We start from the raw sequence: 24593 nt of genomic DNA on the forward strand, positions 1-24593 counted from the left end.
TTTAAAAAATACGCTGTCTTTTTGCTTCAAAAGTTAAAATAGCAGCCGCTACAGAAACATTCATTGAGTCAATTTTCCCATACATTGGTATGTTAATGTTTCGACAATATTCATTTCTCCACAGATTTGTCAATCCGGAGGCTTCTGTTCCTAAAACAATGGCTGAAGGACCAGTGTAATCATTTTTATAATACTCATTTGAATTCTGGAGAGTAGCACTATATATATTTATTTTTTTTTCTTGTAAGAAAGAATAAATCTCCTCAGAGGTTCCTACTCCTATTTGATTTGTAAATACACATCCCACACTTGAACGAATAATATTAGGATTAAAAATATCTGTTTTTGGATTAGCGATCAGAACAGCATCTACATTAGCGGCATCTGCAGTCCTTAAAATAGCTCCTATGTTACCAGGCTTTTCAAGTCCTTCCAAAACTAAAATTAAAGGAGTTTTATTTTTAAAATCGATAAATTCCAAATCAAATTTTTTTGTTTTGACTATACCTACTATTCCTTCTGTTGAATCACGGTAAGCTATTTTCTTATAAACGTCTTTTGAAATTTCGAAAATTTTATTCTCCGAGATTTCAAATTTGGCTATTTTATTTCTTTCAAATAACGAAGGTTCAATCAAAATATTTTCAATTTCATAACCACTTTTTATAGCTAAAGACAACTCTCTTTGACCTTCTATGAGAAAAAGTTCTTTTTTGCGTCGTTCTCGAGATTTACTCTGAAGCTTTATAATGTCTTTGATGAAATGATTCTGCAGACTCTTAATTATTTTCATGAGGCAAAAATACTATTATGAGGATAACAATAAGTAAAATACCTTATAAAAATCAACACCAAGAAATAATTTATTGTTTTTTTATATTTAGTCTTGAAGTTAAATAAAATAAATTAAATAAAGCACGTTTTCTATAAACGTTACTATATTTACCTTGTCTAAGAGGTCTTCCTACAAAATTTTAATTTTAAAATTTTTACGGTTTGAAATGTATAAAATAAATATTTCGATATTTTTTTAACGGAACATTAACGATATCAATATGATGAACTCTTAATTTTATTATAAATTTAAATTAGTTAAGAAAAGATATATGAAGTTTAAGAATGTAATTACGCTAATTGTTTTATTGGTACTTAATGTTTATTTAGTTGAAGCACAGTTAAACTATAGGTATAGGGCGGAGAATGAGAAAAAGTTTGAATTAAAACATACTAAATTAAAAGTTGATTTTAATTTTAATGAAAAAAAGTTGAATGGTGAAGAATGGGTGACAATGAGTCCTTATTTTTATGAAGCTAAAAAAGTTATTTTAGATGCGAAAGGAATGTTAATCAAAAATGTTTCTTTAAATGGAAAAAATCTTGAATATACGTATAATGATTTAAAGTTGTCTATTGTCTTACCAAGGCTATATAAAAGAGAAGAAGAGTTTACATTATATATAAAATATATAGCGAGACCAGAAAAAGTAAAACAGAAAGGTAGTATTGCAATAACCTCAGCAAAAGGTTTGTATTTTATTAATTCTGATGGGAAGGATAAAGACAAACCAACGCAGATTTGGACACAAGGAGAAACAGAAGCAAGTAGTTGCTGGTTTCCGACCATAGATAGTCCTAATCAGAAAACTTCTCAAGAGATTTATATAACGGTCCCTAGCAAATATATTACATTATCTAATGGTAAACTTGAGCATCAAACTAACCATAATAATGGTACCAGGACAGACTATTGGAACTTTAAACAAAAACACGCACCATATTTATTTTTTATGGGCGTCGGTGAATACGAAATAATCAAAGACAAGTATAAAAATATTCCTGTTGATTATTACGTTGAAAAAGAGTATGCTCCCTTTGCTAAAGATATTTTTGGTAATACCCCAGAAATGTTAGCTTTCTTCTCAAAAATAACAGGTATAGAGTACCCATGGAATAAATATGCTCAAATTGTTGGTAGAGATTATGTAAGCGGAGCCATGGAAAATACTACTGCTGTAATACATGGCGAAAGAGCATATCAAATGCCAGGACAGTTAATAGATCAAAATATACATGAAAATACAATTGCGCATGAAGCTTTTCATCATTGGTTTGGTAATTTAGTTACTGCAGAAAGTTGGAGTAATTTAACTGTAAATGAGAGTTTTGCTAATTATAGCGAATATTTGTGGTTGGAATATAAATATGGAAGAGATGAAGCAGATGCTCATTTATATGAAGATAGGGAAGCATATAAAAAGGGGCAAAATTCAGATAAAAATTTAGTTCGCTTTTATTATGAAAATAGAGAGGATATGTTTGATGCTGTAAGTTATAATAAAGGAGGTGCAATATTACATATGTTGCGCAATTATATAGGTAATGAAGCTTTTAATTTAGGTATGAATACTTATTTAAAAGACAATAAATATGGAACAGCGGAAGCACATCAGTTACGTTTGGCTTTTGAAAAGGTTTCTGGTAAGGATTTAAATTGGTTTTTTAATCAATGGTATTTCAGTAATGGGCATCCAAAGTTGGATATTTCATATGATTATAACAAATTAGAAAAAACGGTAACAGTTAATATAAATCAATTGCAGCCTAAAGGTTTTAAATTCCCTTTAGCGATTGATGTTTTTGAAGGTTCTAAAAGAATAAGACATAATGTTTTTATTGATAAAAAAGACACTTCTTTTAAATTAGCTTACAGCATACGACCTAATTTAATTATTATTAATTCCGATGGTGTGTTGTTATGCGATATAAATGAAAATAAAGTCATGAATGATTATATTTTTCAGCTTCAACATGCTACCAACTTTTATCATAAAAAAGAAGCTTTACAGCAGATGACGAATAGCCAACAAGATAAAAAAGTGTTTGAAGCGATTGCAGAAGCGTTAAATGATAAGTTTTACAAAATTAGAATACTAGCGTTGGAAAATATCAGTTTAGCAAATAAATATGCTAAAAAAGAGGTTATATCTAAAATTAAGTTTTTAGCAATAAATGATAAGAAAACATTAGTTCAAGCCGCGGCAATTGAAACCTTAGGAAAACTTACTGATCCTGAACTTAAGCCTATTTTTGAAAAAGGACTTAAAAGTAAATCATATGCAGTTTTAGGAAAATCCTTGGTAGGTATGTATTATATTGATAAGAAATTGGCAATAGAGAAATCAAAAACATTACCTATTGAGGTCAAAAAAATTATAGCGACACCATTGACTAGAATATATTTAGAAGAAAATGATAATGACGAATTAGATTTTATAGCGAGTAATGTAATGTCAGGAATGTTTTTGAGTCAAAATAAAAACATACAATCTTTATATAAAAAGGCCTATGACAAGATAGCAAGTAGTGATAATTTAAAAGCGATTAACAATTTAGTTGATGATATAGTTGAAAAAGGATTAAAGTATAAGCAATATAATTTTGATAAAGTAGGAATTAATTTATTAAGACAAATGATTCAAAATCAAAAAAATAGTTCTTCAGAAAATCGATTTAAAAATATAGAGGTTATCAAATTAGGAATGGAAAAATTATTATAATAATGCATTATATTAAAATATTAATAATTTTATTAATAGGAGGTGTTTTTTCTAAGGCACCTAAGAATTCTTTGTTTCAAGAAAAACAAGAAGGTTTAAAGGTCGCATACTTTGCGAGTGGTTGTTTTTGGTGTGTTGAAGCTATTTTTGAAAGTGTTGAAGGTGTTGAAGAAGCGATTTCTGGTTATTCAGGAGGTAAAACAAAAAAGCCAACGTATTTAAAAGTAGGCAGAGGAAATACAGGTCATGCCGAAACTGTTGCAGTTTTTTATGATTCAAAAAAGGTGAGTTTTAAAACATTAGTGGCTATTTTCTTTGGTTCTCATAACCCAACGACTAAAAATGGACAACATCCAGATTATGGATCACAATACAGATCAATTGCTTTTTATCAAAGTGAAAAAGAAAAGGAGATAATACATAATTATATTAAAACTTTGAGCGCTAGTGGAGATTATGCTCAGGAGATAGTAACTGAGGTTGTCAAATTTGAAAAATTTTATAAAGCAGAAGAGTACCATCAAGATTACGAAAAATTACATCCAAATAATCCTTATGTAAAAAGCGTTTCAATTCCCAGGCTGAATAGATTCAAGAAAAGTTTTACACATTTATTGAAAAAACAACCCCATAAATAGCATTAGGGGGTTGTTTTTTTATTTATAATGTTTTGTTAATAAATTCTTTATTCATTTTTACATAAGTGGTATTTCCTGCTTTTTCGGCACTAGCTAATGAAGCTTTGGCTGCTTTGATGGCTCCATTTTTATCTCCTGATTTAGCTAATATCAATGATTGTTGACGTAAGTACCAAAATCGAGGTTCATCTTTTGTTAATTCAACAGCTTTATTGATCCAATCTTTTGCTTGATTGATATTTTTTCCATTTTGGAAATAGTAAACAGCAGCAGAATAATAATCTCCTGCAGATGGACCGTTCATAACTTCTGAAATACTAGCTTCAACACTTTTTTCCGTTGGTGTATTTAATTTGAGTCCTACATATGTATTTTCCCAAGAGAAAGCAATAATTGCTGAATTGGAAGTAATGTTATCAAAAGAAATAGTAAAAGTTTCTACTTTTATAGGGGTGTTTTTTACTTTAGAAGTTGTTTTTAGAGCAACTTTGCTATCATCCCACTTTCTGGGTGTTCCCCAATTATTTGTGTCAGAGTAGAAAACAATTTCCCAAGAATTTTTATTAGGTTTTGTAAAAATAGCATAAGAGCCTTTTTTTAAATTTTTACCATCAATTACAACATCATCACTAAAAGTAACAATAGTATTTTTATTAGCTCCTGTTCTCCAAAACTCGTCATAAGGTACAAGTTCTCCAAAAATAGCTCTATTTTTTACTCCTGGTCGAGAATATTCAATTGTTACATCAGTTAAGCCTACTTTTTGTTCTATTTTAGAAATAGGGCTTGAAGCAGGCGTTTTTACTTGTGAATTAATACTTGTAACTATTGTTGTCATAAGTAAAGTTAAAAGAAGTTTTTTAATCATTTTAAGTGGTTTTATTTTAATAATTCTCTAAAATTACAAGTAAAATAACGTATAAATGTTAACAAAACCTTAAAGTTGAGAGAGTTATATTTACAATTTTTAAAAATATTATAAACCATTTAACAAGTGAAAAAATATATTTCTGAATTGATAGGTACTTTTGCATTAATTTTTTGTGGAACAGGAGCGATGACTATAAGTGAAATAACAAATGGAACTGATTTAACTCATACTGGAATTGCCATGACATGGGGGTTAATAGTAATGGCTATGATTTATGCGTTCGGTGATATTTCAGGAGCACATTTTAATCCTGCTGTAACAATTGCATTCGCTTTTGCAAAAAAATTTAAATGGAAAGAAGTTCCATTTTATATTACAGCTCAATTATTGGGCGCAATATGCGCCAGTATAATTTTATGGGTATTATTTCCTGCAAGTGAGTACTATGGAGCTACTATTCCTGTTGTAGATGATTACCGAGCTTTCCTTTTAGAGTTTTTGCTTACTTTCTTTTTGATGGTAACAATTATCAATGTTTCAACAGGAAGTAAAGAAACAGGCGTAATGGCTGGAATTGCAATTGGAGGAGTTGTTTTGTTAGAAGCCATGTTTGCAGGTCCAATCACTAAGGCATCTATGAACCCTGCAAGGTCTATTGCTCCTGCTATAATTTCAGGACATTTCGAACATTTATGGCTGTATATAGCAGCTCCTATTTTAGGAGGTATTGTAGCAGTTTTATCTTGCAAATGGGTAAAAGATGATCAATGTTGTTAATTATATAATAAGTAAAAAGAATTATTTTATATTTTTGAATATCTTCTTTTTCTTAAATAATTAAAAGCTACTGCAAAAATAATTAACAGAGTGATTGGCATAATAATGTTTAATAATTGCCAATTTCGTTTTTCATTAAAAGCTTTCTTTTTATCAATTAAATTTATTTGTAAAGTTTTATTTCTAAGTGAAATTAATTCTGATTCATTTAGTAAATAATCTACAGAGTTTAATAAAAATTCTTTGTTTCCATAGATGGCTCCTGTCCATTTATCCATTTCTAAATCGTGAGGTTTTCCTTTTAATATTTGATTTTTAGCAATATCACCATCTGATATTACAATCATTTTATTATCAGCACTTTCCTCAATAAAATTATCTGTTATATTGAAAGGTTTTGTTCTATTTTTATAAGCTGATGGAAATTTCCCCTCTAATAGAATAGCAAATATTTGTGGTCCAGCTTTGTATTCATTTTGTTTGGGTTTTTCGGCAATGCTATTAAGCTCAATAAACGTCGGGGTACCTATTTTTTTAGTCAATCCAGATGAAACTAGTAGTGGTGTTTTTTTTATATCGCCCTTAAGAATGTCTATTTGCGTTGTAAACTCGAATTTTACTGGAGATATATTTTTGGTAATTGAATGATTAGGGTTCCCATTTACCAAAGGATTGTAAAACCAATTTAAATGCTGGAATTGTGTCTGTTTTCCAATATTACCAGTTGCTAAGGGAATTTTAGCACTATAAAGATCTTGAATTAGTTTATTATTTATTCTGATTTGATAGTTAAAAAGTAAATCTGTCAGATTTAAATCTCTCGGAAATGCCATCATTTTACCTTCATTATAAAGACTGTCAGTATCCGAAAAATTATTATCTATCATCCATATAGACTTCCCTCCGTTAGCAATATATTGATCTAAAACAAATTTTTCTTTCTCAGTAAATCGTTGTGTTGGCTTTGCGATTAAGGCTAAGTCATAGCTTTTCAAATCGTTTAGTGTTTCTTTTGGTTTTTTTTGAACACTATCTAGCGTAAATTTGGCTAGTTTGTATTTATTTTTGATCGTAGATAAAAAGCTGTATAAATAAAGATCATCTAATTCTCCGTTTCCTGAGAGTACGGCAATTGACGGTTTTTTAGATTTTAATAATGAAGAAATGTGAATGGCGAATGAATATTCTAATTTTTCAACAGCATTCTGCAATTTTGATTCTTGGTTCTTGAATATTTTATTTGATAGTAATGAAACATTTTCTCTTTTATTCCTGTATGAAATTTCTGCCCAAGGGAATATAATCGTTTCTGTAATTTTCCCTTCATCTTGATTTGTTAATTGAGAAGGAATCATTCCTTTTTTAATTAATTTTTCTCTAATATTATCTGGATTGATAAATTGAAAATGGATGTTATTGTTTAAAGACTTTAATTCATCTAAAAATTGACGAGTTTCTATTTGCAATCGCTTAAATTCTGAAGGAAAGTCACCTTCTAAGTATACATTTATTATTAAAGGATCTTTGATAGTACTTACAAGGTCACTTGTCATTTCTGATAGTGTATAACGTTGATCAGCAGTAATATCAAATCTCTTGTACAATTTTTCGCCGGCACTATTTAAAATAAGTAAGAAAAATAAAATAGTGATGATGTTAATGATATTTTTTTTATTCATTTTTTAATTGCTGTTTGGTAAGGAATAAAAAGAAAAATATGACACTTGCAAAATAAATAAGATCTCTTGTGTCAACAACTCCTTTACTGATACTTTTGTAGTGTTGATTAATTCCAAAATTTTTAATAAACCAAAGGTCATTTCCTAATGTGTCTGAGATAATATCAAACCCATTCAGCATAAAAAAACAAATTACAATAGCTAAAATAAAGGCTATAATCTGATTATTTGAAATAGAGGAAGTAAATAGCCCAATGGAAGTATATATAAAGGCAATAAAAACAATGCCACAATACGAGCCAAAAGTACTTCCAATATCAAGATTTCCTTCAGGTTTTCCTAATTTATAAATGCTGTAGATGTACGTCAAAGTAGGTAAAATGGCAAAAAGAATTATAGAGATTGATGCAAGAAATTTTGCTGTAATAATTTGTATGTCAGATAAAGGTTTTGTTTTTAGTATTTCTATTGTCCCGTTTGTATACTCATCGGTGAAAGATTTCATTGTAATTGAAGGGATTAAAAATAAAAATAACCAAGGAGCTAAATAAAAATAACTAGTTAGATCAGCATATCCAGCATTTAAAATATTGAATTCTCCCTTCAAAACCCATAAAAATAATCCATTTACAAGAAGGTAGACACTTATGACTAGATAAGCAACAGGAGAGGCAAAAAAAGAGCTCAACTCCTTTCTAAATATGGAAATCATAGGTTGTTTATTTTTAAAGTTAAATTGACTATTTTTTTTGTTTTGATATTCATGGTAGATCGATTGATGAGTTTGCCCTAGTAAATAATGTATTTTTTCAAAAGTAACTATTTATTTTAGTCAAATCATCCATAGTAAATATTCTAAAGCTAATATTTTTTAAAATAGAGAAAAAATAAATTGCATAACAAACCATAAGAATTGTTTTTCATAGAAGTTTTTGTTGTTCAATAGTTCTTGAAATAATAAATACAAAATATATTTTTTGTTTATTTAATAATTAAATATTATTGATTATTAATCAGGTTTTTGAGGAGTCTAGCTTGTTTACACTCCACGCCATCGGTTTGTCATTAAATAATATTTTAATTTTTACCCAAATACTTTTAAACAATTCTGAGTTTTTGTACGACTCTAAATATTCCTCAGAATCCCAATAACTATAGGTGAAAAAAATATTAGGATTCTCTTTATCTCTATATAATTCTAATAAACGGCAACCTTTGAAATTTCGTATATTTTTTTCGTTTATGTTAAAAATTTCTATAAACTCATTAATATTTTTGGGATTAAAGCTCAATTTAACAATTCTTATTAGCATGATTATGGATTTATTGGAATAAATTCAGGATGTTCAATATCTTCAAATTCGATCATTATTGTATCTCTATACTTTAAGCCTAGTAATGTTGATGCCCCTCCAACGGTTTCTAAATTACTTTTATAGATAGCAATTTCTAGAAATCCAGCTGAATTAAAAATGGCTAACTTCTCTCCATCGTATTGTCTTTTTTCAAGAGGGATTTCATAATTAATTATACCATTATAAGTATTGAAGACTTTATTGAATTTGTAACGACCTGCAACAATTTTAAAATTGCGCCCCTTTCCAATAGAAGTAAAAAGTTTTTGATTAATATTGGTAATGACATTCCCATAATTGTCAATATGAATAACTCCTCCTTTTATGATATTTTGTTTTTGATTTGTTTTTGGTTGAATTTCAACTAATTTTTTAAGTTCTTGAATTTCTTTACCAATTATATTTAAATTTCCTCCCCTTGCAATGTGTGCAGCGACTTTTACAAAAACATCCAACACAGGAAAGCTTGAATTTAGGTGGTCATGAATATTGATTTCAACAATTTTTGTTGGTTTTATTTCGGAAGCAATCATTGATATTAAGCCATTATCAGGGCAAACAAAATACTGATTATCTAAATTAATTACTAGATGTTTATTCTCATTACTTAACTCTGAGTCTACACCAATAATATGAATTGTTCCTTCTGGAAAGCTTTTGTACGCATTTTTTAACACGTAGGCAGTTTCGGTTATATTAAACGGTGATATGTGGTGTGTAATATCAACAATATTTACATTCGGTAGCTCCGAATACAAAGCACCTTTAACAGCACCAACAAAGTGATCTTTAATTCCAAAATCAGTGGTTAAAGTAATGATAGGCATTTAGTTGAGTCCTTTTTAAAATTTTTTGAATCAGAATCGTAATGATAATTTAGAGCAAAATTAAGCAATTGAAAAAAAATAATTGTTACTTTTAGAATTAATAATAAAAAAAAACTAAAACATTTGAACGAGCGCATTATTGAATTAACCGAAATTAATCCAAATGATTTTTTTGGTGCACAGGATAGCACTATCACTCAATTACGAACGTACTTCCCTAAAATTAAAATTGTAGCAAGAGGAAATAAGCTTAAAATTTATGGTGAGTCTGAGATATTAGATGAGTTTGAGAAACGACTTGAAATGCTAATAAAGTATTTTAATAGATACAACAGACTTGACGAAAATAGTATAGAAAGAATACTCACATCAACTGGCAAAGAAGAAGAAATTAGGAAGACTGTGGGAAATAGTGATGTTTTAGTTCATGGTATTAATGGCAAGTTAATTAAACCAGAAACAAAAAATCAACGGAGTATGGTTTCTTTAATGAACGAAAATGATATGTTGTTTGCCGTAGGGCCTGCAGGAACAGGAAAAACATATACAGCTGTTGCTTTAGCAGTGAGGGCACTAAAAGAGAAGCAAGTAAAAAGAATTATATTAACTAGACCAGCTGTAGAATCTGGTGAAAATTTAGGTTTTTTACCAGGAGATTTAAAAGAAAAGTTAGATCCTTATATGCAACCATTATATGATGCATTAAGGGATATGATACCTCATGAAAAATTACAGGCTTACCTTGAAAATGGGACTATTCAAATAGCGCCTTTAGCTTTTATGAGGGGGCGTACTTTAGATAACGCTTTCGTTATTTTAGATGAGGCACAAAATACAACGCACTCCCAAATGAAAATGTTTTTAACTCGTATGGGGAGGCATGCTAAGTTCATAATAACAGGAGATCCTGGGCAGATTGACTTACCTAGAAAGCAAGTTTCAGGATTAAAGGAATCTTTACTCGCTCTCAGAGATATAGAAGGAATTGGCCATGTCTACTTGGATGACAAAGATGTAATTCGTCATAAGCTAGTGAAGAGAATTATTTCAGCCTATAAAAGTATAGAGACAGAATAAAATTGAAAAAATTATCTTACAAAAACAAATTATTAATAGATTTTAATAGTTTGTTTTTATTTTTCTATTTTGTAAATTCCGGGTAATTGTTGTTTTATGTTCGTTTCCTAATTAATTTTTAGCATCAAGTTTTTAACTTTATTTTTCATTTTCTAATTCTATATTTTATTTATAGAGTAAGTCATATTTAATAAATCATTAAGCTTTTTTGAAATGAAAATATAAGTTGAAGATTTTCAATATAGAAAGTCTTAAAAACATTTTACTTTAGTTGCTTTTATAACTGACTTAGTTATTCAAAATGCTTTTTCTATTTTTATAAAATCAATATTGAATTTAGTTATTTTATATTTCCCCTATAATTCTTCTCCATTAATCAACCCCGAATATTTATAATAAGATAAAAAACCAGCAGCATTAAAAAGTATACAAAACCTAAAAAATAATTTTTTGATGGAGTTTGTATCTATTATAAATTCACTTTTTCAAATAAAAGAAAAGAAGGTACAAACTACCATAAAATAGAGTCTTAGATTAAAAACTATTTGATTTCGTCTTAAAAGAAAACTACAGTAATTTATTATCATAATTTTATATGATTTAGATCATAAAATAGACAGCAATACTTCAATTAATTTCGCCAGCTTATGAAAATAAATCCAATATCATTAAATGATTTTTTGGACTCAAATAGACTTATTTATTTTCAAATATTAAAAATAAAATAGATTATGGCTAGTAAAAAAACAATAGCGATTGTAAAATCAACAGCACCAATATTACAACAACATGGGGAATCGATTACTAAAGTGTTTTATGAATTACTTTTTCATAAACATCCAGAGTTGAAAAATATCTTTAACATGGTAAATCAAAAAAAAGGAACGCAACAAAGAGCCTTGGCTAATGCAGTATTTCAATACGCAGTTCATATCGAGCAATTAGAACAGCTTGGCGAAGCGGTTGAAAAAATAGCACAAAAACACGTGAGTTTATCCATTCCAAAAGAGGCTTACCCAATTGTAGGGGAAAATTTGTTACTCGCGATCAAGAAGGTTTTAGGGGAAGGAGCTACAAACGATGTTATGGAAGCATGGGAAGAAGCATACAATGATTTAGCTAAAATATTTACAAGTAGAGAAGAAGTACTTTATACAACAAGAGAAAATAGCCCAGGAGGTTACAAAGGAATGAAAGAGTATACGGTAATAAAAAAAATAAAGGAGAGCTCCAACATAACATCTTTTTATTTAAAAAGAAAAGATGAGGAGCAGATTCCTTATTTTTTACCGGGGCAGTATATAACAGTAACCGTAGACATAGCAGGAACAGATCATAAGCACACGAGAAATTATAGCTTGTCTGATTCTATTGATAAAAATTATTTAAGATTAAGTATTAAAAGAGAAGATGGAAAACCTGAAGGAATTGTTTCGAATTATATACATGATAATATTCATGTTGGATCTTTTTTGAATTTAGGAATGCCTTCAGGTGAATTTATTTTAAAACAAACAGAAAATCCAATTGTTTTTATTAGTGGGGGGGTTGGCATTACACCTTTGCTCAGTATGCTTAAGGAAGCTGTAAAATTTCAAAAAAACATATATTTTATCCAATGTGTTTTAAATTCTGATCATCAGTCTTTTAATTCAGAGATATCTAGCTTATTTGAAAATAAATCTAGATATATTAAGCTTTTTAGTAAGCCTTTACAAACAGATGTTTTAGGGGTAGATTATGATTTTAAAGGATTTATTAATTCCAAAATACTAATTGATCTAGACGTTCCGAAGAACAGTGATTTTTATTTTTGTGGGCCAACACCCTTTATGGCGAATGTTTTGGAAATCATGAATGAATTAAAAGTAAAAAAAGAAAGTATCAACTATGAATTTTTTGGTCCTGTTGAAGAATTGGTTAAATAAAATATGTGTTAAACCTAGTTTTTTAAAATTTAAGATCGTTTGCAGGGTGATTTTATTATTTGGTAATCAGTTGTTTGTGTTGAGAATACAGCGTGACTTAGCATTTGAATAAATACCAAATAAAAAAATTAGAAATCTATTTCAGATTACTGTTAAGTACAAAATAAAATTGTAAAAATTTCATTAAAAAACTTACTTTTGTATGCGACAACACAATAAACACAGTAATGAAAACAATAAATGAAACCAATTTCCAGTTTCCAAATCAGAAATCGGTTTACAAAGGAAAAGTAAGAGAAGTATACAATATTAATGATGAAGTTATAGTAATGGTTGCTTCAGATAGGTTGTCGGCTTTTGATGTTGTATTACCGAAGCAAATCCCATACAAGGGACAAATATTGAATCAAATTGCATCAAAAATGATGAGTGAAACGTCCGATATTGTGCCTAATTGGTTGGTGGCTAACCCAGATGAAAACGTTTCTGTAGGTCATTTGTGTGAGCCTTTTAAGGTAGAAATGGTTATCAGGGGATATCTATCAGGGCATGCAGCAAGAGAGTATAAGGCAGGAAAAAGAGTTATTTGTGGCGTCAAAATGCCAGAAGGTTTAAACGAAAATGATAAATTTCCTGAGCCGATTATAACTCCTTCAACTAAGGCGGCTAAAGGTGACCATGATGAAGATATTTCTAGAGAAGAAATTTTGGCAAAAGGAATTGTTTTAGAGGAAGATTATTTAATTTTAGAAAATTATACAAGAAAATTATTTCAAAGAGGGACTGAAATAGCAAAAAAAAGAGGATTGATTTTAGTTGATACGAAATATGAATTTGGTAAAAAGAAAAATGGCGAGATTGTTTTGATTGATGAAATTCATACACCAGACTCTTCAAGATATTTTTATGCAGATGGATACCAAGAGCGACAAGAAAGAGGTGAGAAACAAAGACAATTATCTAAAGAATTTGTGCGATTATGGCTAATTGAAAATGGATTCCAAGGAAAAGAAGGTCAGAAACTACCTGAAATTTCTGATAATAAAATAAAAGAAATTTCCGATAGATATATAGAATTGTATGAACTAATTACAGGCGAAAAATTTATAAAAGCAAATACAGACAATATTTTGAAAAGAGTTGAAAATAACATTACTAGTTTTCTGAATGAGTGATAAAAGAAAAAATAGACCTATTTTGAATTTATCAGCAATAAAACAAAATGAAAATTTTCAAAATTCAATTATGCGTCCTGTATTAAAATTACAACATGAAATAATTACAGGCATATTCATTCATGCTATTAGAAAGAATAGAATTGATATACTCAAAAATACTTCGGATGATTCTTATATTCAATTAATAGAAAAAATAATTGGTAAAAATTTAATTTTAAGAAATCAACTTTTAGGTATTGTCATTGGACAATTTGATAACGATGAGTTCAATATATATACTAAAAATGCATCTGAATTTAATAAAAGAATTGTTGCTATGATAAAGCAAAAGCTACTTGATAGTGAGAATGAAATAAAAATTAAAATAAAAAATATTACATAACTTAATTCTTAATTTGATACCGAGCTTTTTAAAATGGTTGTAATTTAACTCTAAGTCAACTTGATTTGGAACTGAAAATTTTTACTATTAATTTTTGAAATATCTTTAACTTACTTTTTTATCGACAAATTTAAAACCATAAGGTATTTATTAACATTCGTTTTTAATAACCTAAGATCGCTTTGAAAAACTATTAAAAAAAGATTATTTTCGCATAATACTAAAAATCAAAAAGTAAAAATGGTTAAAGATTTATTTGAGAGAATCAAAGGAGATAAAGGACCTTTAGGAAAGTGGGCTGATAAAGCGGAAGGATACTATGTGTTTCCTAAATTAGAAGGACCAATATCAAATAGAATGTCTTTCAATGGAAAAAAAGTCATTACTTGGAGTATAAATGATTATTTGGGTTTAGCAAATCACCCAGAAGTTTTAAAAGTAGATGGAGAATCCGCAACTCAACACGGTATGGCTTATCCTATGGGAGCAAGAATGATGTCCGGTCATACAAAGTATCATGAACAGTTAGAAAGAGAATGCGCTGAATTTGTTGAAAAAGAAGCTGCTTATTTAGTTAATTTTGGATATCAAGGTATGGTGTCGGCTATCGATGCATTAGTGTCTAAGGATGATATAATTGTTTATGATGTTGATACACATGCCTGCATAATTGATGGAGTTCGTTTGCATGCAGGAAAACGATTTGTTTATCGACATAATGATATAGAAAGCTGTGAGAAAAATTTAATGAGAGCTACCAAAATGGCTGAGAAAACGGGTGGAGGTATATTACTTGTCTCCGAAGGTGTTTTTGGTATGAGAGGAGAGCAAGGACGTTTATCTGAAATTGTTGCTTTGAAGAAAAAATATAATTTTCGCCTTTTAGTAGATGATGCTCATGGTTTTGGTACTCTCGGTAAAGGAGGAAGAGGAACAGGTTTTGAGCAAGGTGTTCAAGATGAGATAGATGTTTATTTTGCTACTTTTGCAAAATCGATGGCAGGGATAGGTGCTTTTTTTGCAGGAGACGAAGATATCATACAATTTTTACAATATAATATGAGATCTCAGATGTTCGCAAAATCATTACCAATGCCTATGGTAAAAGGAGCTTTGAAACGTTTGGATATGATACGAACAATGCCAGAGTTAAAAGATAGATTGTGGGAAATAACCAATGCGTTACAAACAGGCTTGCGTAAGGCAGGATTTGATCTTGGAACTACACAAACATGCATAACTCCAGTTTATTTAAAAGGAGAAATACCTGAGGCGATGGCAATGGTTCAAGATTTAAGAGAAAATTATGGGGTTTTTTGCTCAATTGTTGTATACCCTGTTATACCAAAAGGACTTATAATATTAAGATTAATTCCGACGGCTCGCCACAAAATTGAAGACGTTGAAGAAACGATAAAAGCTTTTTCAGCAATTAGAGAGAAATTAGAAAAGGGTATATATAAAAGACAAGCAGAAAGTATTATGGCTGGTTAGTCTTAATTACTAGTGATTTGAATATATACAAAAAAGCTCGGAAAATTTTTTTCGAGCTTTTTAAGAAACTAATATAAATGAATTAAGTGCGTTGTTTGTTTACTATACTTCAATGAATAATAATAAAACGGTAAAAACTACATTTATTTATTAATAGTAAATAATTTTCTAATTAAATTAGCTTTTAAATTAATTAATTTTGATACAAATATAGAATCATAAGAAGTTTTGAACCATGATAAAAATCATAGTTTGTAAAACTTATTAGTTACTCATTTTAATATTTATATTTGCCCCCATCTATGCAGAAAAATATAAACATACAAAATAGAAAAGCCCGTTTCGAGTATGAATTAATTGAAAAATACACGGCAGGAATTCAATTGACAGGAACGGAAATAAAATCGATAAGACAAAGCAAAGCAAGAATAACTGAGAGCTTCTGTGAATTTAATGAAAGAGGTGAGTTATTCGTTGTAAACATGTACATTGAAGAGTATGCTTTTGGCAATCACTATAATCACAAACCTAAAAGTGAAAGGAGGTTACTGCTAAATAAGAGAGAGCTAAAAAAACTTTCTAAAGAAGTTGAAACAAAAGGAAATACAATTGTTCCTTTGAATTTATTCATAAATGAAAATGGATGGGCTAAATTAACGATAGCTCTTGCAAAGGGTAAAAAAATCCACGACAAAAGGCAAACAATGAAAGACAGGGATAATAAGAAGAGTTTAGCTAGGATTAAAAAGAGCTATAGTTAATGAGTTTGAATAAGTTTTTTGAAATTATTAATTGGAGGAAGTTAATATATTTAATTCTTATACAATTACTTTTTAAAATTTGTTTTCTTTATGATCTTGGATTTGAGACAACAATATCTTCTTTTTTTACTTTTTTTTTATTGTCATTTGCAACAATTATAATGTTAGCTTCAGGTTACTTAATAAGTTATTACAACAAATATAAGTTCGATAGAGTAGAAGAAAAAGTTGCAAAAAGAGCATATTCTATAGGTATATTTTGTTCAATAATAAGTGTTATACTAGGTACTTTTGTGTCGATTTCAATTGGAAAACCATACCATAGTTTCATAGGGGTTATTATAGCTTTATTATTAATAGCATATCTCCACTATAACACGGATAAAGATTTTCTTAGTATTGTTCTTGAGCCTTGTATAAATGCATTGTGTATATTTATAATTTGGTGGTTTGACACCCCCGTAGATACAACAGATAAACAATGGGAAGAGTATTTTAATTTTCAGTTAATTGCTATTGTTTATGTTTTTTTATCAATAGTAGGGAATATTGTCTATCAAATTATTAAAGATATTGTTAACTTTAATAATGACTACATTAAAAATATTAAAACATTACCGGTTCTATTAGGAAGAAGGAGAGGCAAATCCATAGCATTATTCTTTACAGTTACAGGATGTTTAACTGTTTTAGGGTTCGCTATTAATTATATTGATAATATTTTTATTTTATCTATTATTTTCTTCATGGGAACACTACCTGAACTCTGTCTTATTTATCTTATCTCAAAAGCTAATACAGAAAAAGAATTTAAAAAAGTACTTAAAATGTCTAATTTAACCTACCTTTTAGGAATTGTTAGTATTCCTCTGGTTGCTTATTACTTTCGATATGCTTGCTGATACGTTAAAAAAATATAATTTAATTTTGGCTTCAGGTTCTCCAAGAAGACAGGCATTATTAAAGGATCTTAATATTAATTTTACAGTTAAAGTAAAAAATATTAAAGAGAGCTATCCTGATTATTTAATAGGTTCTCAGATAACAGACTATTTATCAGAATTGAAAGCAAACGCTTACAGAAAGGACCTTAAACAGAATGATATCTTAATAACTTCTGATACTATTGTTTGGTTTCAAAATAAAGCCTTAGGAAAGCCAAGTAATTATCAAGAGGCTTTTAATATGTTGATGAGCTTGTCAAACAAAGAGCATGAAGTAATTACATCGGTTTATGTCAATATAGGAAATAATAAGAGCATACTTATAAATGATATTGCTAAAGTATATTTTAAAGAATTACAAAAAACTGAAGTAGATTATTACATTAAAGAGTATAAGCCTTTTGATAAAGCAGGAGCTTATGGTATTCAAGAATGGATAGGTAAAATAGGAATTAAAAAAATTGAAGGAAACTATTTTACGGTAATGGGCTTTCCTGTTCATAAACTTTATAAAGAATTAAAAAATTTATGACTACATTTTAGTTTAAAAGTTTATTTTTGATTCCTTTTAACAACACAAACTAAATGAAAAAATATACATATACAGAAAAAAAAGACACTCGTTCTGGTTTCGGTGATGGGTTAACTGAGTTAGGTAAGTTAAATCCAAACGTTGTTGCTTTGTGTGCTGATCTAACAGGGTCTTTAAAGATGAATGCTTTTGCGGATAATCACCCAGAAAGATTTTTTCAAGTAGGTATTGCTGAGGCAAATATGATGGGAATGGCTGCAGGACTTACAATTGGTGGAAAAATACCATTTACAGGTACTTTTGCTAATTTCTCTACAGGTCGTGTTTACGATCAGATACGCCAATCTATAGCCTATTCAGATAAAAACGTAAAGATCTGTGCTTCACATGCAGGTTTAACTTTAGGGGAAGATGGAGCAACACATCAAATATTGGAAGACATTGGCTTAATGAAAATGTTACCAGGAATGACGGTTATTAATCCATGTGATTATAGTCAAACAAAAGCTGCTACTATAGCAATAGCAAATCATCAAGGACCTGTTTATTTACGTTTTGGACGTCCAAAAGTACCTGTTTTTATGAAAGATCAGCCTTTTGAAATTGGTAAAGCTATACAATTGATTGAAGGTACAGATGTAACAATATTGGCTACAGGTCATTTGGTTTGGGAGTCTATTCAAGCGGCAGAATATTTACATACAAAAGGTATTTCTTGTGAGGTACTAAATATTCATACAATAAAGCCATTAGATGAACAAGCTATTTTAACGTCTATAGCGAAGACAGGTTGTGTAGTTACTGCAGAAGAGCACAATATATATGGTGGTTTAGGAGAAAGTGTTGCGAGGTGTTTGGTATTAAATAATCCTGTTCCTCAGGAATTTGTTGCTGTAAATGATAGCTTCGGAGAATCGGCCACACCAGCGGAGCTTATGAATAAATATAAATTAAATGACAAGGCGATAATCAAAGCTGTTGAAAAAGTAATTTCAAAAAAATAATACTAATATTAAATCGTTAAATAACAAAATTAAATAAAGATATTATGAAAAAATTTGTTTTATGTACCATATTACTTTTCGGTGTTTCACAGATTTCTTTTTCTCAAATTCATTTTGGAGTTAAAGCGGGAATCAATTATAACTCTGATTCATTTCAAGAAGTATCACAAGACGTTTTAGAAGGAGGTAAAAGTAAAACCGGATTTCATGCAGGTGTATGGACACGTTTTAAAATACCCGTTATTGGTTTGTATCTTCGACCAGAATTGGTGTATACAAGTTTAAAAAGTGAGTATTCTTCCAAGGCTATTCCAAATATTAAGGCGACTTATGATTTTCAAAAAATTGATATTCCTGTTTTATTAGGTAAAAAGTTTTTAAAGGTTTTAAATGTATTTGCTGGACCTTCTTTTCAGTACATAATTGATGGCGATTTTAATTTTGAGTCATTGGGAGATATAAAAACAGAGGCTGATGGTTTAACTGTAGGTGTCCAATTAGGAGCAGGAGTTGAACTAGGTAAGCTAGGTTTAGATCTGAGATGGGAAAGAGCTTTTTCAGATAAAGAATCTGAATTAATTAGTAACGAAGGATTGTCTCAAAGATTCGATACTAGAGTTAACCAAATTATCGTAGGGCTTTCATATAGATTTTAAAAAAATAAATGTAGTAATTTAAGGTTACATTACATATATTAAAATTTAGTAACGAATCTATTCAAATCTCCATTAAAATGCTTTTTTAATGGAGATTTTTGGATTTATAATACTCATATATTAATATTATATAGCTAAATATAAACGATTGAGATGTGGGGAATAGTCTTTGACTTTTTTAAATAGAAGGGGGTCGAATTTATATTTATTGAGGAATGTATAAAAGTATTTTACAGAAAAAATAGCCAGAAAGTATAAACTTAAAAACGATTATTTAATGATTGAACTAACATATTCTAAAACATTACCATCATTCTGATAGTGTTAAAAATCATATTTATTGAAAAGATTCTCAAAATAATAAATAATAGTTTTTTAAAAAAGAATATTAGTTTTATTTTCTATTCAGTTTTAACCAATCATGGTATTTATCCTTATGCTTGTATCTCTTATGTGTCCATAAGTAACATTCTGGTTGCTCTGCAACCGATTTTTCAACAATGTCAAAGTAACGGTCAGTTAATTGATAATTTTCAAACTCTTTTGGGGTATTAGTAATCAACGAAAATTCAGTCTCATAATAACCTCTTCTTATTTTTTTTGTGGTATAATTTACTATAGAAAAATTATATTTTTTAGCTATTACTTCTGCTCCTGTGTGGACAGGTACTTTAGTGTGAAAAAAATTTCTCCAGTAATAGGTTTTGTGAAGCATAGGAGATTGATCACTCAACAAAAGGTACATACTTTGAATCTTTTTATTGTAGTTTTCATGAATATTTTTTATGGTTCTTGAAGTCTTTACAGCTATAAGTCCAAACTTAGTTCTATTTTTTTTAATTCTTCTATCAAAATAAGGATTTGCTAGTTTGCTATAAGTTCCGTAAATATTGATATCTAATACCAAAGGAAGACTAACTGACCACTCCCAATTAGCTAGGTGTGCTCCAACTAAAACAATACTATTACCTTCTTTAACGATAGAATTAACTAGCTCTGGATTTTTGTAAGAAAACCTTTTAAGCATTTCTTTTTTAGAAATAGAAAATGTCTTGACACTTTCCATCATAACATCTATAAAATGTCTAAAACACTTTTTAGCTAGCTTTTCAAGCTCATCCTTTTTTTTATCAGGAAAAGATAACTTTAGGTTTTCTCGAACTACATTTTTTCGATAACCAATTAAGTAATACACAAGTATAAAGATAAGATCTGATATCCAATATAAAACTCTCATAGGAAGCAAAGAGAAGGTCCAAATAAAAGGATATGAAATTATGTATATAATCAAGTTCATTAGTAGATTTTATCGCAAATATCGTGTTTTATATTATAAGTAAAAAAGAAGAGCTAGATGAAAGGTATATATTTTATAATTATTTTATTTTTAGTTAAATATAACATTGCAATTCTAGTTATTGATTTTTTATAGGTTTTTAACAATTTGTCATTTTAAGTTTTTCATTTTACTATAATAATTATTTAATAAGCTTTTGTTTTTAACTTGCTGTATTTCATTTTGTTGTGTTTTTTGTTGATCTTTTTGTTAGAACTTTAAACTTTTTTATTGTCTATTGAAATCGAACCATAATTAATTCAAAAAGTATTAAAATTACGTTAAACAATTTTGTAACTTTGGACTAAAATTTAAATAATTTAACCATGAAAAAATTTCTAAACGTTTTTTTCCTTATAAGCTACTTGTGTACGTTTTCACAGGTAACAACCTCTAAGATTAAAGGGATTGTTACAGACGAAGAAGGTGAGTCTTTATTTGGAGCTAACGTTGCTGTACTACATGTTCCAACAGGTACTTTATCTGGTGCAGTATCCCAAGATAACGGAAAGTATACAATTCCTAATTTACGTGTTGGAGGTCCTTATACTATAACTGTAAGTTATATGGGGTTTACAACATTCGAAGCGAAAAATGTGTTTTTAACCCTTGGTAAAACTACTATTATTGATGCAATTTTATCCGAAGATGGTGATTCGTTGCTACAAGAAGTTGTTGTTTCAGGTTCAAGGAGTAAAACATTTAATTCTGATAGAACAGGAGCACAAACAAGTGTAAGTGCTGTTCAATTAAAAACGTTGCCAACTATTTCACGTTCAGCAGCTGATTTTACAAGATTAGAGCCGACAGCTAGTAATGGTTCTTTTGGAGGAAGAAATGACCAGTTTAATAATTTTTCATTAGATGGATCAATTTTTAATAATCCATTTGGGTTGGATGCGGCAACACCAGGAGGACAGACAAATTCACAACCAATTTCTTTAGATGCTATAGAACAAATATCTGTATCAACAGCTCCATATGATGTAACTTTATCAGGCTTCACAGGTGCCTCTGTAGATGCCGTAACAAAAAGTGGAACAAATGAGTTCAAAGGTACTGCTTACGGATTTTACAGAAATCAAGACTTAACAGGAGGAAAAATAAAGGAAGAAGATGTATTGAAGGCTAAGTTAGCCCAAAGTCAGTATGGTGTTAGTATTGGAGGTCCATTAGTAAAGGATAAACTATTCTTCTTTGCTAATTTTGAAAAGGATGAGAGAGAAGATCTTGGAACAGAAGGATGGATTCCTGATAATAATGATGGAGTAGTTGCTGTTAATGAAGCTTCCGTTTTGGAGTCGGATTTAGTAGCAGTAAGTAATGCTCTTAAAAATTTAGGATATGATTCAGGAGCCTATTCAGGATTTAATTATGATTCAGGATCGACAAAAGGTATTTTTAAGCTCGATTGGAATATCAATGAAAAACACAGATTAGCGCTAATCTATAATTTCTTACGAGCTTCAAGAGAAGCCCCTGCACATCCAACTTCTCTGGGATTAAGAGGGCCTAGTGCTAATATCCTTCAGTTTGAAAACTCAGGATATGAAATAAATAATCATATTGATTCTTTTCTGATGGAAGTGAATTCTACGTTTAATCAGAGTACAACTAATAAATTACAAATTGGATATACTTATTTTGATGATTTTAGAAATCCATTATCTTCACCAGCTCCTAGCATCCTTATAAAGGACGGAAATGGAAGTAATTATATCGTGGCAGGTCATGAGCCTTTTTCTATACACAATAAGTTAAATCAAAAAGTATTTCAATTAACCAATAATATGAATTTCTTTAAAGGAGACCATACGATTACTGTTGGATTTGCTTTTGAAAAATTTATGTTTGATAATTCCTTTAACCTTGGACTATACGGGGGGACTTTTGGTTTTGATGTTAACGGTACTCCTTCTAATTTTGACGATGACCGACATTTTACAAGTGTGACTGACTTTTTAACCTTTGCCCAACCAGGCGGATTGATAGATAACTTAATTAATGGTGCAGAAACTTCTTTTAATAGAAATAATAACTTAGAAGTTGGTGCTGTTGGAGGATGGTCTTTAGCAGAGACAAATGTAGGGCAATTGGCTTTTTATTTGCAAGATGAGTGGGAAGTTAACAATGCTTTTAAATTAACTTATGGGGTAAGATTTGACAAACCATTATTCTTTAATACCAAAGAAAAAATTCAAGAAAACATCGACAGAAAAGGAACTTATCAGCCTAATAATATTTATACTGATCCATCTACTAATCAATCGACAACTTTGAGTTCTTTAGATTTACCGTCAAATAATTGGTTAATTTCTCCTAGATTAGGATTTAACTGGAATGTGAACGATGAAAGTAAGCTTCAAATAAGAGGTGGGACAGGTATTTTTACAGGACGATTGCCTTTCGTATGGTTAGGAAATCAAGTACAAGGAGTTGATTTTTTCTTTTATCAAACGGTTGACGAAGATTTTAAATTCCCTCAAGTATGGAGATCAAACATAGGAGGTGATTATCGCTTTGAAAATGGTTTGGTTTTATCGACTGATCTTGCATACACTAAGGATATCAACGGGGCTCATGTTCAAAACTGGGCATTAAATTCACCTTCAGGTAATTTGAATTCACCAGGGGACAACAGAGCAATCTATTTAAATGGAGATAGATCAATAAATCAATTTGGAGGACCAACAAATGCTTATGTCTTTACAAATTCCGATAAAGGAAGAATTTTAAATGCCTCTTTTAAGGTAGAAAAATCATTCAGAAATGGTTTGTATGCTAATTTAGCCTACAGTTATTTAAATGCAAAAGATGTTAATTCTATAGAAGCTGAAATTACAGGTGATGCTTTTGCATCTAATCCAACGATAGGAAATGCCAATAACGATGTTTTATCATATTCAAAATATGGAGATACACATAGAATTATTGGTGTAGCTTCAAAAAAATTCACTTACGGAGGAGAAAAATTTGCAACGACAATTTCAACCTTTTTTGAGTATGCTCGTGGTGGTAGGTTTAACTATACTTATGGAGGAGATATTAATAATGATGGTTCTATTGTAAATGATCTTTTATATGTGCCAACTAGTGCTGAATTAGATCAAATGCAATTTACAGATGGAGCACAAAAAGAAGCCTTTGAAAATTATATACAGCAAGATGAATATTTGAGTTCAAGAAGAGGTCAATATGTTGAAAGATATGGTGCACTATCTCCATGGAGAGGTCGTTGGGATGTGAAAATCTTACAAGACTTTAATTTTAATGTCAAGGGAGATAAGCAGCATACCGTGCAGTTAAGCTTAGATATTTTAAATTTTGGAAATTTGATTGATTCAGATTTAGGAATTGTTCAAAAACCTAATAATATACAACCATTGGGTGTTTCATTTCCTGACGGAAATTCTGATCCAAATATTTTCCAACCTGACTACAGTCAACAACCTATTTATAGTTTTAATCCTAACTTAAAAGAAACTTTTAGTCCCGATAGTAGTTTGCTATCAAGATGGCAGATGCAAGTTGGTTTAAGATATATATTCTAATAATAAAAAAACCTGAGTAAATTTACTCAGGTTTTTTTATTACTTT

General features: G+C 29.5%; 21 protein-coding genes. 14 read left to right on the forward strand and 7 right to left on the reverse strand.

Annotated features, from left to right (window positions below; translation table 11 throughout):
* Position 1: 1 nt before the first annotated feature.
* On the reverse strand, positions 2-793 hold the full coding sequence (locus ACSIGE_RS00200) for a TrmH family RNA methyltransferase (RefSeq protein ID WP_440880786.1): 792 nt from the start codon (positions 791-793) through the stop codon (positions 2-4).
* Positions 794-1106: 313 nt separating this feature from the next.
* On the opposite strand from ACSIGE_RS00200, the gene ACSIGE_RS00205 reads away from it, so the two are divergent.
* Together ACSIGE_RS00205 and msrA are read left to right on the forward strand one after the other, a co-directional pair.
* Positions 1107-3557, forward strand: a complete 2451-nt coding sequence (locus ACSIGE_RS00205) for a M1 family aminopeptidase (RefSeq protein ID WP_440880787.1) — start codon at positions 1107-1109, stop codon at positions 3555-3557.
* 2 nt (positions 3558-3559) lie between these two features.
* Positions 3560-4195, forward strand: coding sequence for a peptide-methionine (S)-S-oxide reductase MsrA (msrA, locus tag ACSIGE_RS00210; protein WP_440880788.1), 636 nt, complete (start codon positions 3560-3562; stop codon positions 4193-4195).
* Between the two features lie 22 nt (positions 4196-4217).
* On the opposite strand, the gene ACSIGE_RS00215 is transcribed toward msrA, so the two are convergent.
* Positions 4218-5063: a DUF2911 domain-containing protein gene (locus ACSIGE_RS00215; protein ID WP_440880789.1), complete on the reverse strand. Its 846-nt coding sequence runs from the start codon at positions 5061-5063 to the stop codon at positions 4218-4220.
* A gap of 126 nt (positions 5064-5189) precedes the next feature.
* Between ACSIGE_RS00215 and ACSIGE_RS00220 the strand changes: the two genes are divergently transcribed.
* Entirely contained in the window at positions 5190-5843 is a 654-nt protein-coding gene (locus ACSIGE_RS00220) for an MIP family channel protein (protein ID WP_440880790.1), read from the forward strand.
* A gap of 26 nt (positions 5844-5869) precedes the next feature.
* On the opposite strand, the gene gldG is transcribed toward ACSIGE_RS00220, so the two are convergent.
* The 4 genes from gldG to ACSIGE_RS00240 form a co-directional block, all read right to left on the reverse strand.
* Positions 5870-7522, reverse strand: coding sequence for a gliding motility-associated ABC transporter substrate-binding protein GldG (gene gldG / locus ACSIGE_RS00225; RefSeq protein ID WP_440880791.1), 1653 nt, complete (start codon positions 7520-7522; stop codon positions 5870-5872).
* Complete coding sequence (gene gldF / locus ACSIGE_RS00230; protein WP_440880792.1) at positions 7515-8234, reverse strand: gliding motility-associated ABC transporter permease subunit GldF; 720 nt, start codon at positions 8232-8234, stop codon at positions 7515-7517. Before gldF ends, gldG begins: the two co-directional genes overlap by 8 nt.
* A gap of 301 nt (positions 8235-8535) precedes the next feature.
* On the reverse strand, positions 8536-8835 hold the full coding sequence (locus tag ACSIGE_RS00235; protein ID WP_440880793.1) for a putative quinol monooxygenase: 300 nt from the start codon (positions 8833-8835) through the stop codon (positions 8536-8538).
* 2 nt (positions 8836-8837) lie between these two features.
* Complete coding sequence (locus ACSIGE_RS00240; protein WP_440880794.1) at positions 8838-9704, reverse strand: SAM hydrolase/SAM-dependent halogenase family protein; 867 nt, start codon at positions 9702-9704, stop codon at positions 8838-8840.
* Between the two features lie 123 nt (positions 9705-9827).
* Between ACSIGE_RS00240 and ACSIGE_RS00245 the strand changes: the two genes are divergently transcribed.
* The 10 genes from ACSIGE_RS00245 to ACSIGE_RS00290 all read left to right on the forward strand — a co-directional run bounded on the left by ACSIGE_RS00245 (position 9828) and on the right by ACSIGE_RS00290 (position 19660).
* Positions 9828-10781 carry a PhoH family protein gene (locus ACSIGE_RS00245; RefSeq protein WP_440880795.1) on the forward strand — a complete coding sequence of 318 codons (954 nt, stop codon included), beginning with the start codon at positions 9828-9830 and terminating at the stop codon, positions 10779-10781.
* 731 nt (positions 10782-11512) lie between these two features.
* Positions 11513-12709 carry an NO-inducible flavohemoprotein gene (gene hmpA / locus ACSIGE_RS00250; protein WP_440880796.1) on the forward strand — a complete coding sequence of 399 codons (1197 nt, stop codon included), beginning with the start codon at positions 11513-11515 and terminating at the stop codon, positions 12707-12709.
* A gap of 227 nt (positions 12710-12936) precedes the next feature.
* Positions 12937-13884, forward strand: a complete 948-nt coding sequence (locus tag ACSIGE_RS00255) for a phosphoribosylaminoimidazolesuccinocarboxamide synthase (RefSeq protein ID WP_440880797.1) — start codon at positions 12937-12939, stop codon at positions 13882-13884.
* Positions 13877-14269, forward strand: a complete 393-nt coding sequence (locus ACSIGE_RS00260) for a hypothetical protein (protein ID WP_440880798.1) — start codon at positions 13877-13879, stop codon at positions 14267-14269. The genes ACSIGE_RS00255 and ACSIGE_RS00260 overlap by 8 nt, the downstream gene beginning before the upstream one ends.
* A 240-nt stretch (positions 14270-14509) precedes the next feature.
* Complete coding sequence (locus ACSIGE_RS00265; protein ID WP_440880799.1) at positions 14510-15763, forward strand: aminotransferase class I/II-fold pyridoxal phosphate-dependent enzyme; 1254 nt, start codon at positions 14510-14512, stop codon at positions 15761-15763.
* 302 nt (positions 15764-16065) lie between these two features.
* On the forward strand, positions 16066-16524 hold the full coding sequence (smpB, locus tag ACSIGE_RS00270) for an SsrA-binding protein SmpB (protein ID WP_440880800.1): 459 nt from the start codon (positions 16066-16068) through the stop codon (positions 16522-16524).
* Positions 16524-17426: a UbiA family prenyltransferase gene (locus ACSIGE_RS00275; protein WP_440880801.1), complete on the forward strand. Its 903-nt coding sequence runs from the start codon at positions 16524-16526 to the stop codon at positions 17424-17426. The genes smpB and ACSIGE_RS00275 overlap by 1 nt, the downstream gene beginning before the upstream one ends.
* Positions 17416-18000 carry a Maf family nucleotide pyrophosphatase gene (locus ACSIGE_RS00280; protein ID WP_440880802.1) on the forward strand — a complete coding sequence of 195 codons (585 nt, stop codon included), beginning with the start codon at positions 17416-17418 and terminating at the stop codon, positions 17998-18000. The genes ACSIGE_RS00275 and ACSIGE_RS00280 overlap by 11 nt, the downstream gene beginning before the upstream one ends.
* A gap of 53 nt (positions 18001-18053) precedes the next feature.
* Positions 18054-19004: a transketolase family protein gene (locus ACSIGE_RS00285; protein WP_440880803.1), complete on the forward strand. Its 951-nt coding sequence runs from the start codon at positions 18054-18056 to the stop codon at positions 19002-19004.
* A gap of 44 nt (positions 19005-19048) precedes the next feature.
* Positions 19049-19660 carry a porin family protein gene (locus tag ACSIGE_RS00290; protein WP_440880804.1) on the forward strand — a complete coding sequence of 204 codons (612 nt, stop codon included), beginning with the start codon at positions 19049-19051 and terminating at the stop codon, positions 19658-19660.
* Between the two features lie 394 nt (positions 19661-20054).
* Here ACSIGE_RS00290 and ACSIGE_RS00295 read toward each other — a convergent pair whose 3' ends face one another.
* Positions 20055-20957 (reverse strand): lysophospholipid acyltransferase family protein, encoded by a 903-nt coding sequence (locus ACSIGE_RS00295; protein ID WP_440880805.1) that lies wholly within the window; start codon positions 20955-20957, stop codon positions 20055-20057.
* Positions 20958-21322: 365 nt separating this feature from the next.
* Here ACSIGE_RS00295 and ACSIGE_RS00300 point away from each other — a divergent pair, with 365 nt between their 5' ends.
* On the forward strand, positions 21323-24547 hold the full coding sequence (locus ACSIGE_RS00300) for a TonB-dependent receptor (RefSeq protein WP_440880806.1): 3225 nt from the start codon (positions 21323-21325) through the stop codon (positions 24545-24547).
* Positions 24548-24593: the final 46 nt, after the last annotated feature.

Origin of the sequence: Tenacibaculum profundi (assembly GCF_052050075.1) — a bacterium.
Classification (GTDB): Bacteria; Bacteroidota; Bacteroidia; order Flavobacteriales; family Flavobacteriaceae; genus Polaribacter.

Coding starts and splice junctions, on each gene's coding strand:
- ACSIGE_RS00200 (WP_440880786.1), bottom strand. CDS start 793: ATGAAAATAATTAAGAGTCTGCAGAATCATTTCATCAAAGACATTATA.
- ACSIGE_RS00205 (WP_440880787.1), top strand. CDS start 1,107: ATGAAGTTTAAGAATGTAATTACGCTAATTGTTTTATTGGTACTTAAT.
- msrA (WP_440880788.1), top strand. CDS start 3,560: ATGCATTATATTAAAATATTAATAATTTTATTAATAGGAGGTGTTTTT.
- ACSIGE_RS00215 (WP_440880789.1), bottom strand. CDS start 5,063: ATGATTAAAAAACTTCTTTTAACTTTACTTATGACAACAATAGTTACA.
- gldG (WP_440880791.1), bottom strand. CDS start 7,522: ATGAATAAAAAAAATATCATTAACATCATCACTATTTTATTTTTCTTA.
- gldF (WP_440880792.1), bottom strand. CDS start 8,234: ATGATTTCCATATTTAGAAAGGAGTTGAGCTCTTTTTTTGCCTCTCCT.
- ACSIGE_RS00235 (WP_440880793.1), bottom strand. CDS start 8,835: ATGCTAATAAGAATTGTTAAATTGAGCTTTAATCCCAAAAATATTAAT.
- ACSIGE_RS00240 (WP_440880794.1), bottom strand. CDS start 9,704: ATGCCTATCATTACTTTAACCACTGATTTTGGAATTAAAGATCACTTT.
- hmpA (WP_440880796.1), top strand. CDS start 11,513: ATGGCTAGTAAAAAAACAATAGCGATTGTAAAATCAACAGCACCAATA.
- ACSIGE_RS00255 (WP_440880797.1), top strand. CDS start 12,937: ATGAAAACAATAAATGAAACCAATTTCCAGTTTCCAAATCAGAAATCG.
- ACSIGE_RS00260 (WP_440880798.1), top strand. CDS start 13,877: ATGAGTGATAAAAGAAAAAATAGACCTATTTTGAATTTATCAGCAATA.
- ACSIGE_RS00265 (WP_440880799.1), top strand. CDS start 14,510: ATGGTTAAAGATTTATTTGAGAGAATCAAAGGAGATAAAGGACCTTTA.
- smpB (WP_440880800.1), top strand. CDS start 16,066: ATGCAGAAAAATATAAACATACAAAATAGAAAAGCCCGTTTCGAGTAT.
- ACSIGE_RS00275 (WP_440880801.1), top strand. CDS start 16,524: ATGAGTTTGAATAAGTTTTTTGAAATTATTAATTGGAGGAAGTTAATA.
- ACSIGE_RS00280 (WP_440880802.1), top strand. CDS start 17,416: ATGCTTGCTGATACGTTAAAAAAATATAATTTAATTTTGGCTTCAGGT.
- ACSIGE_RS00285 (WP_440880803.1), top strand. CDS start 18,054: ATGAAAAAATATACATATACAGAAAAAAAAGACACTCGTTCTGGTTTC.
- ACSIGE_RS00290 (WP_440880804.1), top strand. CDS start 19,049: ATGAAAAAATTTGTTTTATGTACCATATTACTTTTCGGTGTTTCACAG.
- ACSIGE_RS00295 (WP_440880805.1), bottom strand. CDS start 20,957: ATGAACTTGATTATATACATAATTTCATATCCTTTTATTTGGACCTTC.
- ACSIGE_RS00300 (WP_440880806.1), top strand. CDS start 21,323: ATGAAAAAATTTCTAAACGTTTTTTTCCTTATAAGCTACTTGTGTACG.